Here is a 13,992-nt window from a genome sequence, read left to right on the forward strand (position 1 = left end):
CTGAAGCCCGCGTGCTGCGTTGCGCAACGCAAGGGGAACCATGGGGAGGCACCTCGAAGGAGGCTGCCGCGCTGCGCTTTGCAACACGTTGCTGTCTCGCTTCCTGCGCTTGCCCAAGGCACGCGGCGGCGAGTTTTCACTGGATATGGGGAGATTCCGGAATGAATAAGCAATTCACTCGTTCGCCTGCGCACAACGCCAGCCAGCCGTGCCGGCTGTCATTCGCGATCGCCATGACATTGTTTGCCGCAGGACAACTGCATGCACAGGCTACGCAGCCTGCGCCGCAATCGAACGATCAAGCCGCACCCGCCACGCAGCAGAACACCAAGAACACCAACAAAAAGAAAGACGCCTCCAGCGCGGCCGACGAGAAAGAGGCCAAGCTGCTCGGCGGCCTGACCGTGAACGGCTTTTCGAACAGCTTGAACCAGGCGCAGGAAATCAAGCGCTACGCCGATACGGTGGTGGATGCGATCTCGGCGCAGGACGCCGGTTCCCTGCCCGACACGTCGGTGACCGAAGCCTTGAAGCGCGTGCCCGGCGTAGCGGTCAGCGCGTTCGGCGTCGCGGCCGACCCGGACCACTTCTCCATCCAGGGCTCCGACATCAGCCTGCAAGGCCTGCCCTATACCAATACGCTGTTCAACGGACGCGAGGTGTTCTCCGCCGGCGGCGGCCATGGGCTGGACTTCTTTACCGTGTCGCCGGAGTTGATCGGCTCGGTGGTGGTAAGCAAAAACCAGACGGCAGACATGCTCGAAGGCGGCATCGCCGGTTCGATCGACCTGAATACGCGCAAGCCCTTCGACAGCAAGAAAGACACCCAGGCATCCTTCACCGTCGGCGACTATTGGGGCACCCTGGACAAGAAGGGAACGCCGCAGATGTCCGGCTTGTTCAGTCACAACTGGAACACCGACATCGGCCGCTTCGGCGTGCTGTTCAATATTGCCTACGACCGCATCGATCAGCAGGACAACGCTATTTCGCTGGTCGACTTCCAGCGGCGTTGCGACGGCTGCTCGCTGCCCAACGGCCGTACCGACGACTATCCCGGACTGGCGCCGGGCCAATACGCCTATGTACCGGTGGGTGGCGACATCCGCGTGCAGGACGACACCAGCACGCGTTTCGGTCACGTGCTTTCCTCGCAGTGGGAGAGCCCCGACAAGGCCTGGCTGGCCACCCTGGAATGGGATCGCGCTTCGGATAAGGAAACCACCTACGAGCACACCTTGCAGGCCTCGACCGATGGCTGCGCCTTCGGTCAGTCGCTCGCCGGCTGCGCCATTCCGGTGCCGGGCAGCACGCCCACGTACGATTCCAACGGCGTGTTCCAGTCGGGCATCATCGGCGGCGCGCCGGGCTCATCGAGCTTCCTGCCCCTCACTTACGGCGGCGTGCAGACGCAGCTGGACAGCACCGCCTACCGCAACCGCTACGTCACCAACGACTACAGCTTCAACCTGAAGTGGAACGTCAACGACCGGCTGCACCTCAGCGGCGACGTGCAGGACACCAACTCCAACTACAACAACTTCTATTACTACATCCGCCAGTTGACCCAGGCCGACTGGGCCATCACCCAGCATGGCAATGGCGTACCCAGTGTCGCGGTGCTTTCGCCCGATCCGAACGAAACCACGGCGCAGTATTTCGCCAACCCCAACAACAGCTACTGGGCGGCGGCGCAGGATCACTTTGCGAACTCGTGGGGCAACCAGCGCACGTTCCGGCTGGACGGCACCTTCGACGTGGACGCCGATTTCCTGGACAACCTGCAGTTCGGCGTACGCCACTCCGACCAGCACGAAGTGGTGCAGAACTCGGCGTACAACTACTCGGCCATCAGCTCCCCTTACGGGCAGAATGCAGTGACCGCCGGCGACACGCCCGGGGACACTTCGCTGTACAACCTCAATCTGCCAGGCTTCAGCGGCAGCAATTTCGGCGGCGTGGTAGCGCCCTATTTCAATCTGAATCCGCTCACGCAGTTCGGGCAGGCTTCGGCCATCATTCAGCAGATCAACAAGCAGGCCATGGCGATGAATCCGCCTGGCAGTGTGGGCCAGTACTACACGCTTTACCAGCGCATGCAGTACGTCAACGGCGACGTATTCGTTCCTGGCACTTATTATCTGCCGCAGGAAGTCGACTCCAATGAGGAGAAGACCAATGCCGCCTATGTGCGCCTGAATTTCGGCAACGACAATACCGACTTCCTCAGCGGCGTGCAGATCAGCGGCAACGTTGGCCTGCGTTTCGTGCGCACCGAGGACGATGCAGCGGGCTACCTGACCCTGCCCAACCAGGTGGCGGCGCTTGACGGCATCAGCATCGCGCAGTATTGCCTCAATCAGACCAAGGGCGGTGGCACGGCAGCGCCAGGCACGTTCTGCGGACTGACTCCCGCGCAGCAACAGCAGTACGTGAACTTCGCCAACGGCGCGTACACGCCGATCAATGCCTCCAATTCCTATGGCACCTGGCTTCCCAGCTTCAACCTGGCGCTTGGCTGGACCAGCGACCTGATCACCCGCTTCGCCTTCTCCAAGTCGGTCTACCGGCCGACGCTCAGCCAGTTGCAGGCAGGTCAAACGGTCAGCGGGCTGCTGCCTTACGGCACCAACGGCAGCAGCGTGCCCACCGTGGGCAACGGCTACACCGGCACCAACCCGTACCTGTTGCCGATCTCGGCGCACAACTTCGACATCACCCAGGAATGGTATTTCGGCCACGCCGGTTCGATGTCTGCAACGCTGTTCTACAAGCAATTGAACAACACCATCCAGCAGCTCACCGATGTGGTGGATACCACGGTGACGAACAATGGTGTGACCTATCCGGAGCAGTACAGCGCGGGCCTGGTCAACCTGAAGGGCGGCAGCGTGCGCGGCGCGGAGCTGGCCTATCAGCAGAAATACGATTTCCTTCCGTACTGGCTGTCTGGCTTCGGCACGCAGATGAACTACACGTACATCCAGCCGCGCCACTTGAGCTACGGCACGGTCGACTTCTGCCCCAGCGGTTATGCGCCGCCCACGCAGTGCGTCAACCAGCTCAAGCTGCCACCGTACGAGCTGTCACGCGACACCTACAACTTCACCGTGTATTACGAGAAGGGTCCGCTGTCCACGCGCCTGGCCTACAACTGGCGTTCCAGCTACCTGATTACGGCCAACGAAGCGGACTACCCGTTCCTGCCGGTAATGGCGTCTTCGCAAGGACAGCTGGACGCTTCGATCATTTATGCACTCACGCCTCACGTGAAGCTCTCCCTGCAGGCCGCCAACATCTTGAATTCCACCTTCAAGACCCGGGAAATCGTCAATACCGGCGGCTTGAGCGTGCCCAAGGGGTTCTTCCGCGACGACACGCGCTTCAATCTCAGCATACGCGCGGACTTCTGACGAGGCGCAGCCACCGTTTCTCCCCGCTGCCGCCGCTTCCGCTTTTGCGGAAGTGGCGGCTTTTTCTTCTGATGTGTCGATAATTGCATGACGGATGATTGACTTGGCGGCAGCGCGGCACGACAGCACGCGACGCAATGGGTGGATCGCGATCGCTGCCGGGTTGGTGTTCATCGCCTTTGCAGTATTGCCGCTCTGTGCGAAGGCGGCTGCAAGTACGAATACGTTGGCGGCCACCCTGGCGCGCACGAGCTGCCATGCCATGGCCTCCCGTGTCGATGCGATACCTGGAAACACCCCAGTGCTATTGCGCAGCTATGACAGCCTGCGCGGACGCGGCGCGCCCGATCTCCCTCCCCTGCATACAGCCGCTTTCACTTACGACAACGCGCTCGCCGTGATCGCCCTGCTTGCATGCGGCAAACATGCAGAAGCCGAGCGCATTGGCGAAGCCTTGCGACTCGCCGCGATGAACGACACGCGCCTGCGCGACGCCTATCGCGCCGGCGTCGTCAAAGGCGATCGGCCTTTGCCGAACGGCTGGTGGGATCCTGCGCTCAAACACTGGGTGGACGCCGCACGTGATTATTCCGGCGCGTACCAGGACGGCACATCGAGCGGCAACGTCGCATGGGCCGCGCTGGCACTGCTGGCCCTGCACGACACTACCGGCGAGACGCGCTGGCGAGACGCCGCCCGGCAGCTTGCCGAATGGGTGGTCGTCAACGCCCGCGATACACGCGGCGCAGGCGGTTTCGATGGCGGCATCGAGGCCTATCTGCTCGTGCCGCGCAAGGCATCGTGGAAATCCACCGAACACAACATCGATCTCACCGCGCTGTTCGAATGGCTCGCCCACACCGGCGCGCCCGGCGACTGGAACGCACAGGCGGCGCATGCACGCGATTTCGTCAATGCGCAATGGGATGCCGGGAGCGGGCACTTCTGGATGGGTACCACGGCAGACGGTGCGACCCCGTTGCGCACGCCGTCCGCGCTCGACGTGCAGCTCTGGGCACAACTGCTGCCCGACGCAGCGCAAACGTGGCAACGCGCCCTGGGCTGGATCGAACACGCCAATGCCGTGCAAGGCGGTTTCGATTTCACCGATGTCCCAGATGGGCTATGGACCGAAGGTACTGCTCAAGCGGCGCTGGTTTATCGCTGGCTTGGCCGCGATGCTGATGCGGACAAGCTGCTGGTGTCGATCGCAAAGCAGGTATCGCCCGGCGGATTTCTGTACGCCACGCGGGAGCCGCGTATCACGGCGGTGTATTCCTACTATTACCGCCAGCCGCATCTCGGTGCGACGGCGTGGGCGGTGTTGGCGGCACTGGATCGCAATCCGTATCTGCCCGCCGGCCGGCGGCATTATTGATTTGCCCCCCGCATGCAGAGGGAGGGCTGGGGTGGGATCGGGCTCTTGCTCTGAAGCTCTAAAGCTCAAGAGCTTTACCCCACCCAACCTCCCCCTGCACGCAGTCTGAGGAGCAAAACCTCACGGCTGAGCACCTGCGCGTATCACCGCCTCGTTGATCGCACGCACTTTACTTTCGTCCACTTTTTCAACCTTGCGATCATAAGTGAACAAACCGTTGTGCTCACCCTCGACATCGGTGATCTGAGTGTAGACGCTGCCGGACATGCCTTTGGGCACGCCCTTGTCGCGCAGTACGGCGGTGTTGGCCACGTAGCCCGTGTTCAGCGCATCGCGATCTTTGACGGCGCCATAGGGATTGATCGGCGTGTTGGGCCAGACGTGGCCGGGAATGCCCAATGTCAGGCCGCCGTGCTCGCCGTCGATGGCGGCTCGTCGTGCATCAGGGCTCGGCAAGCCGGGACCTTGATAGTCGTGCACGTCGTAAACGTCGCCGGCATGCGGATCACCCTTGGTGTCGCAGCAGTTGGCGCCGCTGCGCGCATCGACCAGGCGCGAAGGATCGAGTTGCTTGATCTGCGCGGCCAGCTCGGCGGCGGCGGGAATGCTCCACTGGCCCCAGCCTTCGTTGAAAGGAATCCAGCCGATGATCGAGGTTTCACCTTTGAGCTGATTGACGATCGCCGACACGTCGGCGCGAAAGGTGGCCTTATCGGCGTCGCTGAGCTTGTCGTTGCTACCGGTCGGCAGCGCGGGCATGTCCTGCCACACCATCAGGCCGATGCGGTCGGCCCAGTAGTACCAGCGCGCCGGCTCCACCTTGATGTGCTTGCGGATGGTGTTGAAGCCGAGGTCTTTGGTCTTTTGTATGTCGAACTTGAGCGCCGCATCGGTGGGCGCGGTGTAGATGCCGTCCGGCCAGTAGCCTTGATCCAGCGTGGCAAGCAGGAAGGTCGGTTTGCCGTTCAACACGATGCGGTTGCGCCCGCCAGCTTTCTCGACGGTAATGGTGCGAAGGCCGGCGTAGCTGGTCACCTCGTCGTGTTGATCGCCTTGCGCAAGCGCGGCGTCGAAGGTGTAGAGGAAAGGATCTTGCGGGCTCCACAGGTGTGGATGCGCGATGGATAGGTGCAGCGGCTGTCCGGCCGGCCCGCTCGCCTCGCCCACCGCCGTGCCATTCGCGTAGGCGGTAACGTGCAAGGTGGCACCCTCGTCACGGCCATGCAGCCGCGCCCTAACGGTAAAGCCATCCAGGCTGCGCTCCGGCGTGAAGTCCAGTTGCGCGAGACTGGTGGCCGGCACCGGCTCCAGCCACACCGACTGCCAGATACCCGAAGCCGCAGTGTAGAAGATGCCTTCGGGTTTAAGCCGTTGCTTGCCGACCATCACGTTGGCGCTGTCCACCGGCGCATGCACGGCGACGACGATTTCCTGCGGACCGGGTGAATGAAGTGCCGAGGTGATGTCCGCACTGAACGACGTATAGCCGCCCGCGTGATGTGCCACCTGCGTACCGTTGACGTATACCGTGGCCTCGTAGTCCACCGCACCGAAGTTCAATCGTACGTGCTGGCCGCGTGAAGTGAAGGTGGTGGGGATGCTCACCAGCCTGCGATAAAACATGAAATCCGAATGCTCTTGCACGCCCGAGAGCACCGACTCGATCGGATACGGCACCAGCACCCGGCCCTTCAATGTCTGGCCGAACGGCGGTGCACCCGACCCGTCGCTGGGCGCGTATTCCCAAAGTCCATTCAAGCTGAGCCATTGCGGATGCGCCAGCGAGGGACGCGCCAATTGCGGACGCGGATAATCGGGCAGCGCGTTGTCGGGCGACACTACGGCCGTCCACGGCGTCGCCAATGGCGCCACGTTGCCGTTCCAGACGGCGGCCTGATCCGCTGCGGCCATGGCCGTCGAAGCGAAACCCGTTGCCACCGCCATGCCCATGCACGCGCACACACTCCACAGCTTGATGTTGCCCGTCATCTGCCCTTCCCTCATCGGTCTGGCTCGAAGCCCGTCCCGCAAGGATGGCTAATTGTCCGACAAATGTCCAAGCCTGTGCGTCACGAAGCATCCAGTGGAATTTTGAGGTAGCGCAGGCCGTTGCTCTCGAGCGGCGGAAGCCGACCGCCTCGCATGTTGATTTGCACCGATGGCAGCAGCAACCTGGGCGTTGCGAGCGTCGCATCGCGCGCGGTGCGCATGAGCACGAAATCTTCCTCGCTCACACCCTGCCGAACGTGGACGTTTGCGCGGCGCTGCTCGCCCATCGTGGTTTCGTAACGGAATTCGCTGCGCCCCTCCGGCTTGTAGTCGTGGCACATAAACACGCGCGTAGCATCGGGGAGCTGGAAAAGTTTCTGGATGGACCGATAAAGCGTGCGTGCATCGCCACCGGGAAAATCGCAACGGGCAGAGCCGTAGTCCGGCATGAAGAGTGTATCGCCGACAAACGCCGCATCGCCGATGATGTGCGTCATGCATGCCGGGGTATGCCCCGGCGTGTGCAGGGCTACCGCATCGATGCTGCCCAGCCGATAGCGTTCGCCGTCTTTGAACAGATGGTCGAACTGGCCGCCATCGCGCTGAAACTCGCTGCCGGCGTTGAAAAGCTCGCCGAACGTCTGCTGCGAAGCCAGTACGTGTTCGCCTATCCCCAGTTTTCCGCCCACGCGCGACTGCACATAAGGCGCGGCGGACAGGTGATCGGCATGCAGATGCGTTTCGATCACCCATTCCACCGTCAGGCCGGACGCCTCGACGAACGAGACCAGGGCATCGGCCAGCCCGTGGCCGGTTCGCGCGGAGGCCGGATCGTAGTCCAGCACGCAATCGAAGATGGCGGCTTTTTGCTCTTGCGGGTCCCACACCACGTAGCTGAACGTGTTGCTGGACGGATCGAAGAACGGTTTGATTTCAGGGCGCGCCATAACTGCCTCCGCTCTCGATGCGCATCGATTCGAATATTAGATATTCCCAATATAAAAATCGATCCGAGAGCGCCTGCCCCAGGGTCTCAACCCTGCTTGACGCCCTCGCCCTGGGCCATGGTCGTCCAATGGGTACGGTCATCGGACAGTTCGATGCGAACGGTCACCCGGGTCGGCGAAACGTAGTGATAGATGACGCGGTAGGTTTTCTTGTCGGCCGAGCCGTAATGTGTCCAGGTGTTGCCTGCAATGGTCATGCACGCAATGAAAGGATCGGCACCGTGGCTTTGCGAGTCGAACATTTCATAATGAAAATAGCTTTTATCGCTGAAATTGTAGGTATTGATGGCCAGCGATTTCACCACTTGCCCGGGCCAGTTCATGGTGAAGCTGCAGGCCATGAAGGCATGGTTGGCCGACCATCCGCACACTTCCACCCACGTCCACTGGCCCGCTTTCTGATCGGCGGTGGCCAGGTTTTCGCCGTGGTAGAGCCAGGTGCCCGCGGCGATGTCCAGGGGTTGAAGCTCTGCCGGCAGGGGCGTATCGGCGCTCCATGCCGGTACCGCCAGGGTCATTGCGGCCAGGCTTGCAAAGATCGTTGCACGACGCATCAGTCATCTCCGGAATGCGGCTGAAATATCCGTTACCAATTGGATATTGACGAGGCCGACGGTGTGGAACAACGTCATTCGGGCCTCCTTTTCTGCCAAAACCATGCCTGCCACGAAGATCGTCGCCTTTGTTCTGTTCGATGACGCACTGGCCCTCAACATCGCCGGGCCCGCCGAAGTGTTTGGAAGCGCCAACCGCTTGTCGGGTGAAAGCACGCCTCTTTACGAGCTTGTCTACCTGTCCACGGCAGGCGGCCTGGTGCGCACGTCGTCGGGCGTATCGATCCACACGCAGCCCATTGCATCGGTATGCGCGCACGAGCTGGATACGGTCATTGTCGTGGGCGGCGTCACGGTTACCGAAGCCATGCGCGACCAGATGCTGATCGGCTGGATCGCACGTACAGCCGCCGTCGTGCGGCGCACCTGCAGCGTCTGCACGGGCGCTTTCCTGCTCGCAGCAGCACACTTGCTGGACGGTCGCCGCGCCGTGACGCATTGGTCGGCGGTCGACGACCTGCTCGTGCAGTTCCCCGACGTGGATGTGCAACTGGACCCGATCTACGTCAACGACGGCAATATCTGGACGTCCGCGGGCATTTCTGCAGGCATCGATCTGGCGCTGACGCTGGTAGAAGGCGACCGCGATCGCCGGCTCAGCCTGGCCGTGGCCAGGGATCTGGTGGTTTTCCTGCATCGCCCAGGCGGGCAAGCGCAATTCAGCCGCGCCCTGATGGCCCAGGCCGATGCGGATAAGCGCAGCACCAAGTCGCAGTTCGAGCGACTGCATGGCTGGATCGTCGACCACCTCGATGAAGACCTCAGCGTCGAACGCCTGGCCGCGCGAGTAAAAATGACCCCGCGCACCTTCGCGCGCAAATTCGTCGATTGGCACGGGCGTACGCCGGCCAAGCTGATCGAGGATCTGCGGCTCGAAACCGCTTGCCGTCATCTTGAGGAAAACCAGGTTTCCATCAAGCAGGTTGCCTGGTTGTGCGGATTTGGCGACGAAGAGCGGATGCGCAGGGTCTTCATGCGGCGCTTGCGCGTGCCGCCGCTGGGTTATCGCGAGCAGTTTGCCGTGGCTGCGCCGGCGGCGTAAACGCGCACCGCCGTCACGACACCTGCATGTCCGCACTGAAGACCAGAACGGCTTCGCCGCCGATCCGCACGGAGACAGGCAACAGCGATTTCGGAGCGATGCCCACTTCCACCTTGACCCGTCCGCTCCTGCCTATCGCTTCGCCCTGCCCCATCCAGCACGACAAGCCTGTTCGCCACAGATGCGCCGGAATCAGCTGGTGCCTCACGATATAGGCGCCCAGCGGACCGTTCGCATTCCCTGTCACGGGATCCTCGGCGATGCCGATGGCGGGAGCGAACATGCGGCCGTGCGCAAGCACGCCTTCGTCGGGATCGGCCAGCGTGAACAGGTAAAAGCCGTTGCAACCGATGTCCCGGCTGATCGCGGACAAAGCCTGCAGGTCGGGCTTGAGCTCATTGAGAACGGCGCGGCTGCGCAATGGGATCATCACCTTGGAATGGCCCGTTGAAACGATCTCGATCGGCCCGGAGCCCAGATCGCTTTCCGCGATTCCCAGAGCTGTCGTCAAGCGCACCTGGTCTCCTGCCGACAGTGCGGGCCCGAAGAAGGGAGCGCGCTGTTGCATCCAGATTCGATAATCGCTGCCCCCCAACCGCTCAATGCTCACATTGAGGATGCCTGCTCCCGTCAACTGGCGCACCGTTCCTTGCGTCACCAGCCCTTCGACGGCGCGAACGTAGTGCGCGGCGATGGTCGCATGGCCGCAGATGGGCACTTCGGTGGTCGGCGTGAAAAAGCGCACTTGCACATCGTGATCCTCGCCCGTAGGGCGAAAGATGAAAGCCGTCTCGGAGTTGTTGAGCTCGCGCGCCATGGCCTGCATCTGAGCTTCGCTCAAGCCATCCGCGTGAGGCACGACACCGGCCGGATTGCCTTTGAAGCGTTCGCGGGTGAAAGCGTCCACCTGGTACACACGGTAAGATTTTTGCATGGTGTCTCACGTAACGGGAGCGGATGTGCCGCGGCAGACCGGACGCTATTTGCACGGGCTTTCGCTGCATGGTCGCGGGTTGTGCGCAGGAGCAGTGCGCGGGCGCAATGTCGGTGCGCCGCCATACTTGTGCATGCCGGCGACAGCCAGCAGGATGGCTGCCACGCCAATGATTTGCGCAAAAACGAGACGATGGCCGAAAGCGACCACATCGACGGCGATGGCCACGATTGGATAGATAAACGAAAGCACCCCTTGCGCATGCGTGGGAAGCTTGTGGACCGCTCCATACATCAGCACGTACACGAACCCGGTATGCACAACCCCGATCACGACCAGCAACCCCCACGTATTGAGCGACGCCGGTACGTGGCTGATGCCGGCAATCGGCGCCAGCAGCAGCGTGCCCACGCACATCTGGATCAAGGCGATAAGGTGCGGCGGCGTACCCTTGAGCTGCTTGGCGATCAGCGCAGCAACGGCCCACGTGAAAGCCGCGCCGAATGCCATCAATACGCCGACGAAGAAGCTGCCGCCCGCACGGCCGGCACCCTCGTCGAGCTGCACCACCAGCAGCAAGCCGACGAAGGCCAAGCAAAGCCACGCCAGCTTGGCGATCGTCAAGCGTTCGGCCAGAAAGATCGCGCCGAAGCAGACCAGGATAAAAGGCTGCACGTTGTAGACGGCGGTGGCGATGGATATCGAGGCGCGCGAATACGCGGCAAAAAGAAGGATCCAATTGACCACGATCGCGATGCCGCCAAGCGTGGAAAGCACGAACACGCGTAGCGAGATGGCGCGCAAAAAGCCCTTGCTTGCGCAAACCACCAAAAGCGTCGCTGCACCGAACACGCAACGCCAGAAAACGACATTCAATACCGGCTGTCCCGAGACCACCACAAACCAGCCGATCGTGCCCGCGACGGCCATCGCCACAGCCATTTCAATTGCACCACGCGCTTGCGTCGCCACCTTAGCCACCCATGCTGTTTTGGCTATGCTATCGCCGACACGACGGCTTGGTATATCGCTTATATTAGGATCATGATTGCCATCTCCTCATTAAATTAGGCCGCCGAGCGGCACGGAATTTCCGCAAATGATCGACGACATCGACCGCGCAATACTCGAACTTCTGGCGGGCAATTCGCGCCTGTCGCTGAAGGATCTCGCGGCACGGATCCAGCTCTCCTCGCCAAGCACCTCGGAGCGACTCAAGCGCCTGGAAGAGCGCGGCATCATCCGTGGCTACACCATCGACGCCGACCCCCGTTTGCTTGGTCACCAGTTGCAAGCCATCGTGAGAATCCGACCGCTGCCGGGCCGGCTTCCCAGCGTGCAAAAGCTCATCGAAGCCACTGCAGAAATTGTCGAGTGCGACAAGGTCACCGGCGAGGATTGCTTCGTTGCACGCCTGTTTGTGCGTTCGATGGAACATCTCGACGAAGTGGTGGATCGCATTGCCGAAGAAGCCACGACCAATACGGCCATCGTCAAAGGGCAGCTGATCAAGCGACGTTTGCCGCCGATTACCTATTAAGGCTCACGACGGCGGAAGTTTTACGTCCGCATCGGACAGCGAATCGGCCGGCATCGCATTCAGCAGCATGTAGGTGCGCTCGGATGCGTGCAGCGTTCCCAGCTCCTTCGACACCATGATTACCGGCCGCACCATGACCAGTTCGTCGCTTTCTACGAAGCCATTCTTGAACGTCGTGTACCCCTTCCAGCGCGCCGGGCCCGGTGTCAGGTCGACCGAATAAGTCTTGCCGCCGCGCTGGATTTGATTGGCCGGCGTTTCATTGGCCGCGAATCCGGTGCCAGATCCCTCGCGCAAGACGGTTACCTCGTGCGCGACCGGATCGATGCTGATCACGGTAATTTTCTGCTGCGCGGCAGGCCCCATCTCCCATGGCTGCGGAATATCCACGTTCCAGGTCGTGCCGACCCTGATCGTTGCCGGCGGCGTTCCCCACAGCAAAGCGTTGAAGGCGACACCACTGGCATCGGTATAGGTGCGGCACTTGCCGTTGGCGCAGAGCGTCTTGCCATCGTCGCGAATCTCGGAGCGCCCGGTTCTTGGCGAATGTCCGTCATAACGCTCTGCGTACAGGAGTTCGATCTTTCCGGGAGCAACGGCGGAGACTTTGTAGAGCGACGTGCCGCTCATGCGCAACACTTGTTCATCGAGCCCATCGCCCTTGATCGAATCGGCAATCGAAAAGACGTTGCCAAGTTGCAGCCCGACGGTGGGATGCGGCGTAAAGAACGGGCCGGAGTCATACATCGATGGATCCGCAGCGGCAGCCTTGGCATGCGCCACCGCAACTGTCATCGCCGCGGTGACCGCGATGCAGGAAAGCCGTACCGAAGTTCTCATGGATGCACTCTCCGACTGGAACGTTACAGAGGTCGACAAATTCACGAGCGGGCAAAAGACACAACGGGGCTAACGTGCATCAAGTTTCGACGTGGAAAAATAGGCCGCAAGTCACGACGAAGGCGTGCAGCGCCAACATGCGTGGTTGTCATCGCCGCATGCGCGATACGCATGACTGCCGTGCTCATCGGCCACGGCCAACGAGCGGTGGCGATTTGACGATCGCTACGCCGGCAACAGCTCCACGGAAGAAGAGGTCGAACCGCTGCCCAGTTGTTCGGCCAATGCATCGCGCATGAGTGCTACGGGGCGTATCAGTCGACCCGGCAACACCCCATGCACGAGCCAGATATTCAGTCCGCCGTGAAAATCCGCTGCCTCGATGCGCTGCAGGGTTTCGCGATGCGTGCTTTCTTCCAGCGCTTCCGGCACGGCAATGCCGATGCCCATGCCTCGCGCGACCAGCGACAGCTGCAATTCCGAACCGAACGCCTCGACCGCGACATTGAAGGACAAACCGGCCGCCGACATCGCCCGGCTCAAGGACGAACGCATGCCGCAGCCATCCTGGTTCAACACCCACGGGTGGCGCGAAAGCTCGGCAAGCGTCGTCGGCCTGTCGGGCAAGCCGAACGAACGCGGCGCCACGATGACGGTCGGCATATATCCGAGCTGCGTTGCCGTCACCGACTCGGGCAACGGAGTGCCCACGGGTATCAGCACAACGGCCGCATCGATCGCTCCGCCATCCACGCTCTGCAACAGGCCGGGCGACCAGCCGGCCGTCACGCGCAAGGTCAGCTTCGGAAAGGCTTGGCGCAGGCGATCAATGGGCCGCTCCAGCGCCATCTCGGACAGGAATGGCGGAACACCGATGCGCATCTCGCCGGTCGATTCGTTTTGGGGCGAGGCCACCGCCAGCAGATCGTCGACCGCGCGCAACAGCTGTCGCGCGAGCGCGTACACCTCGTTGCCCGTCGGCGTCGGCCTGAGCGGCTTGCTTTGCCGGTCCAGCAGCTCCGCGCCGAGCGTGGATTCCAGGTTCTGGACGCGGCGCGTGAGCCCGGGCTGGGTCAAAAACAGCTTTTCCGCCGCGCGCACCATCGATCCGCTTTCGACGACTGCTACGAACGCCTGAAGGTCTTTCGTGTTCATAACAAACTCGCATATTTTTGATTTACATAATTCAATTGTTGCATAACGAGAGGCTCCCTACGATAGGCCCGATCGACGCT

Annotated in this window: 11 protein-coding genes; 4 read left to right on the forward strand and 7 right to left on the reverse strand. The window is 61.8% G+C overall.

Annotation, left to right across the window (positions count from 1 at the left end; translation table 11 throughout):
* The first annotated feature begins 161 nt into the window (after nucleotides 1-161).
* Both ISS99_RS04640 and ISS99_RS04645 read left to right on the forward strand, forming a co-directional pair.
* Nucleotides 162-3,413, forward strand: a complete 3,252-nt coding sequence (locus ISS99_RS04640; protein WP_204630416.1) for a TonB-dependent receptor — start codon at nucleotides 162-164, stop codon at nucleotides 3,411-3,413.
* 94 nt (nucleotides 3,414-3,507) lie between these two features.
* Nucleotides 3,508-4,791 (forward strand): hypothetical protein, encoded by a 1,284-nt coding sequence (locus tag ISS99_RS04645; RefSeq protein ID WP_204630417.1) that lies wholly within the window; start codon nucleotides 3,508-3,510, stop codon nucleotides 4,789-4,791.
* A gap of 120 nt (nucleotides 4,792-4,911) precedes the next feature.
* On the opposite strand, the gene ISS99_RS04650 is transcribed toward ISS99_RS04645, so the two are convergent.
* The 3 genes from ISS99_RS04650 to ISS99_RS04660 form a co-directional block, all read right to left on the reverse strand.
* Nucleotides 4,912-6,780, reverse strand: coding sequence for a glycoside hydrolase family 2 protein (locus ISS99_RS04650; protein WP_204630418.1), 1,869 nt, complete (start codon nucleotides 6,778-6,780; stop codon nucleotides 4,912-4,914).
* Nucleotides 6,781-6,860: 80 nt separating this feature from the next.
* Nucleotides 6,861-7,727 (reverse strand): MBL fold metallo-hydrolase, encoded by an 867-nt coding sequence (locus tag ISS99_RS04655; protein ID WP_204630419.1) that lies wholly within the window; start codon nucleotides 7,725-7,727, stop codon nucleotides 6,861-6,863.
* Between the two features lie 86 nt (nucleotides 7,728-7,813).
* The gene (locus ISS99_RS04660) at nucleotides 7,814-8,341 is read right to left on the reverse strand and encodes a hypothetical protein (protein WP_204630420.1); all 528 of its coding nucleotides are present in this window, start codon (nucleotides 8,339-8,341) and stop codon (nucleotides 7,814-7,816) included.
* Nucleotides 8,342-8,444: 103 nt separating this feature from the next.
* On the opposite strand from ISS99_RS04660, the gene ISS99_RS04665 reads away from it, so the two are divergent.
* Nucleotides 8,445-9,443, forward strand: coding sequence for a GlxA family transcriptional regulator (locus ISS99_RS04665; protein ID WP_204630421.1), 999 nt, complete (start codon nucleotides 8,445-8,447; stop codon nucleotides 9,441-9,443).
* Nucleotides 9,444-9,456: 13 nt separating this feature from the next.
* Here the strand turns inward: ISS99_RS04665 and ISS99_RS04670 are convergent, their stop codons facing one another.
* Nucleotides 9,457-10,377: a PhzF family isomerase gene (locus ISS99_RS04670; RefSeq protein ID WP_204630422.1), complete on the reverse strand. Its 921-nt coding sequence runs from the start codon at nucleotides 10,375-10,377 to the stop codon at nucleotides 9,457-9,459.
* A 45-nt stretch (nucleotides 10,378-10,422) separates the two neighbouring features.
* Complete coding sequence (locus ISS99_RS04675; RefSeq protein ID WP_239537662.1) at nucleotides 10,423-11,319, reverse strand: DMT family transporter; 897 nt, start codon at nucleotides 11,317-11,319, stop codon at nucleotides 10,423-10,425.
* Between the two features lie 157 nt (nucleotides 11,320-11,476).
* On the opposite strand from ISS99_RS04675, the gene ISS99_RS04680 reads away from it, so the two are divergent.
* Complete coding sequence (locus ISS99_RS04680) at nucleotides 11,477-11,917, forward strand: Lrp/AsnC family transcriptional regulator (protein WP_204630423.1); 441 nt, start codon at nucleotides 11,477-11,479, stop codon at nucleotides 11,915-11,917.
* Nucleotides 11,918-11,920: 3 nt separating this feature from the next.
* Here the strand turns inward: ISS99_RS04680 and ISS99_RS04685 are convergent, their stop codons facing one another.
* Together ISS99_RS04685 and ISS99_RS04690 are read right to left on the reverse strand one after the other, a co-directional pair.
* Nucleotides 11,921-12,757, reverse strand: coding sequence for a hypothetical protein (locus tag ISS99_RS04685; RefSeq protein ID WP_204630424.1), 837 nt, complete (start codon nucleotides 12,755-12,757; stop codon nucleotides 11,921-11,923).
* 225 nt (nucleotides 12,758-12,982) lie between these two features.
* Nucleotides 12,983-13,912 (reverse strand): LysR family transcriptional regulator, encoded by a 930-nt coding sequence (locus ISS99_RS04690; protein WP_204630425.1) that lies wholly within the window; start codon nucleotides 13,910-13,912, stop codon nucleotides 12,983-12,985.
* Nucleotides 13,913-13,992: the final 80 nt, after the last annotated feature.

Origin of the sequence: Dyella mobilis (assembly GCF_016904945.1) — a bacterium.
GTDB lineage: Bacteria > Pseudomonadota > Gammaproteobacteria > Xanthomonadales > Rhodanobacteraceae > Dyella_B > Dyella_B mobilis.

Excerpts from the sequence above, each read along its gene's own strand:
- ISS99_RS04645 (WP_204630417.1), top strand. The coding sequence starts at position 3,508 with ATGATTGACTTGGCGGCAGCGCGGCACGACAGCACGCGACGCAATGGG.
- ISS99_RS04665 (WP_204630421.1), top strand. The coding sequence starts at position 8,445 with ATGCCTGCCACGAAGATCGTCGCCTTTGTTCTGTTCGATGACGCACTG.
- ISS99_RS04675 (WP_239537662.1), bottom strand. The coding sequence starts at position 11,319 with ATGGCTGTGGCGATGGCCGTCGCGGGCACGATCGGCTGGTTTGTGGTG.
- ISS99_RS04655 (WP_204630419.1), bottom strand. The coding sequence starts at position 7,727 with ATGGCGCGCCCTGAAATCAAACCGTTCTTCGATCCGTCCAGCAACACG.
- ISS99_RS04690 (WP_204630425.1), bottom strand. The coding sequence starts at position 13,912 with ATGAACACGAAAGACCTTCAGGCGTTCGTAGCAGTCGTCGAAAGCGGA.
- ISS99_RS04660 (WP_204630420.1), bottom strand. The coding sequence starts at position 8,341 with ATGCGTCGTGCAACGATCTTTGCAAGCCTGGCCGCAATGACCCTGGCG.
- ISS99_RS04640 (WP_204630416.1), top strand. The coding sequence starts at position 162 with ATGAATAAGCAATTCACTCGTTCGCCTGCGCACAACGCCAGCCAGCCG.
- ISS99_RS04680 (WP_204630423.1), top strand. The coding sequence starts at position 11,477 with ATGATCGACGACATCGACCGCGCAATACTCGAACTTCTGGCGGGCAAT.
- ISS99_RS04685 (WP_204630424.1), bottom strand. The coding sequence starts at position 12,757 with ATGAGAACTTCGGTACGGCTTTCCTGCATCGCGGTCACCGCGGCGATG.
- ISS99_RS04650 (WP_204630418.1), bottom strand. The coding sequence starts at position 6,780 with ATGACGGGCAACATCAAGCTGTGGAGTGTGTGCGCGTGCATGGGCATG.
- ISS99_RS04670 (WP_204630422.1), bottom strand. The coding sequence starts at position 10,377 with ATGCAAAAATCTTACCGTGTGTACCAGGTGGACGCTTTCACCCGCGAA.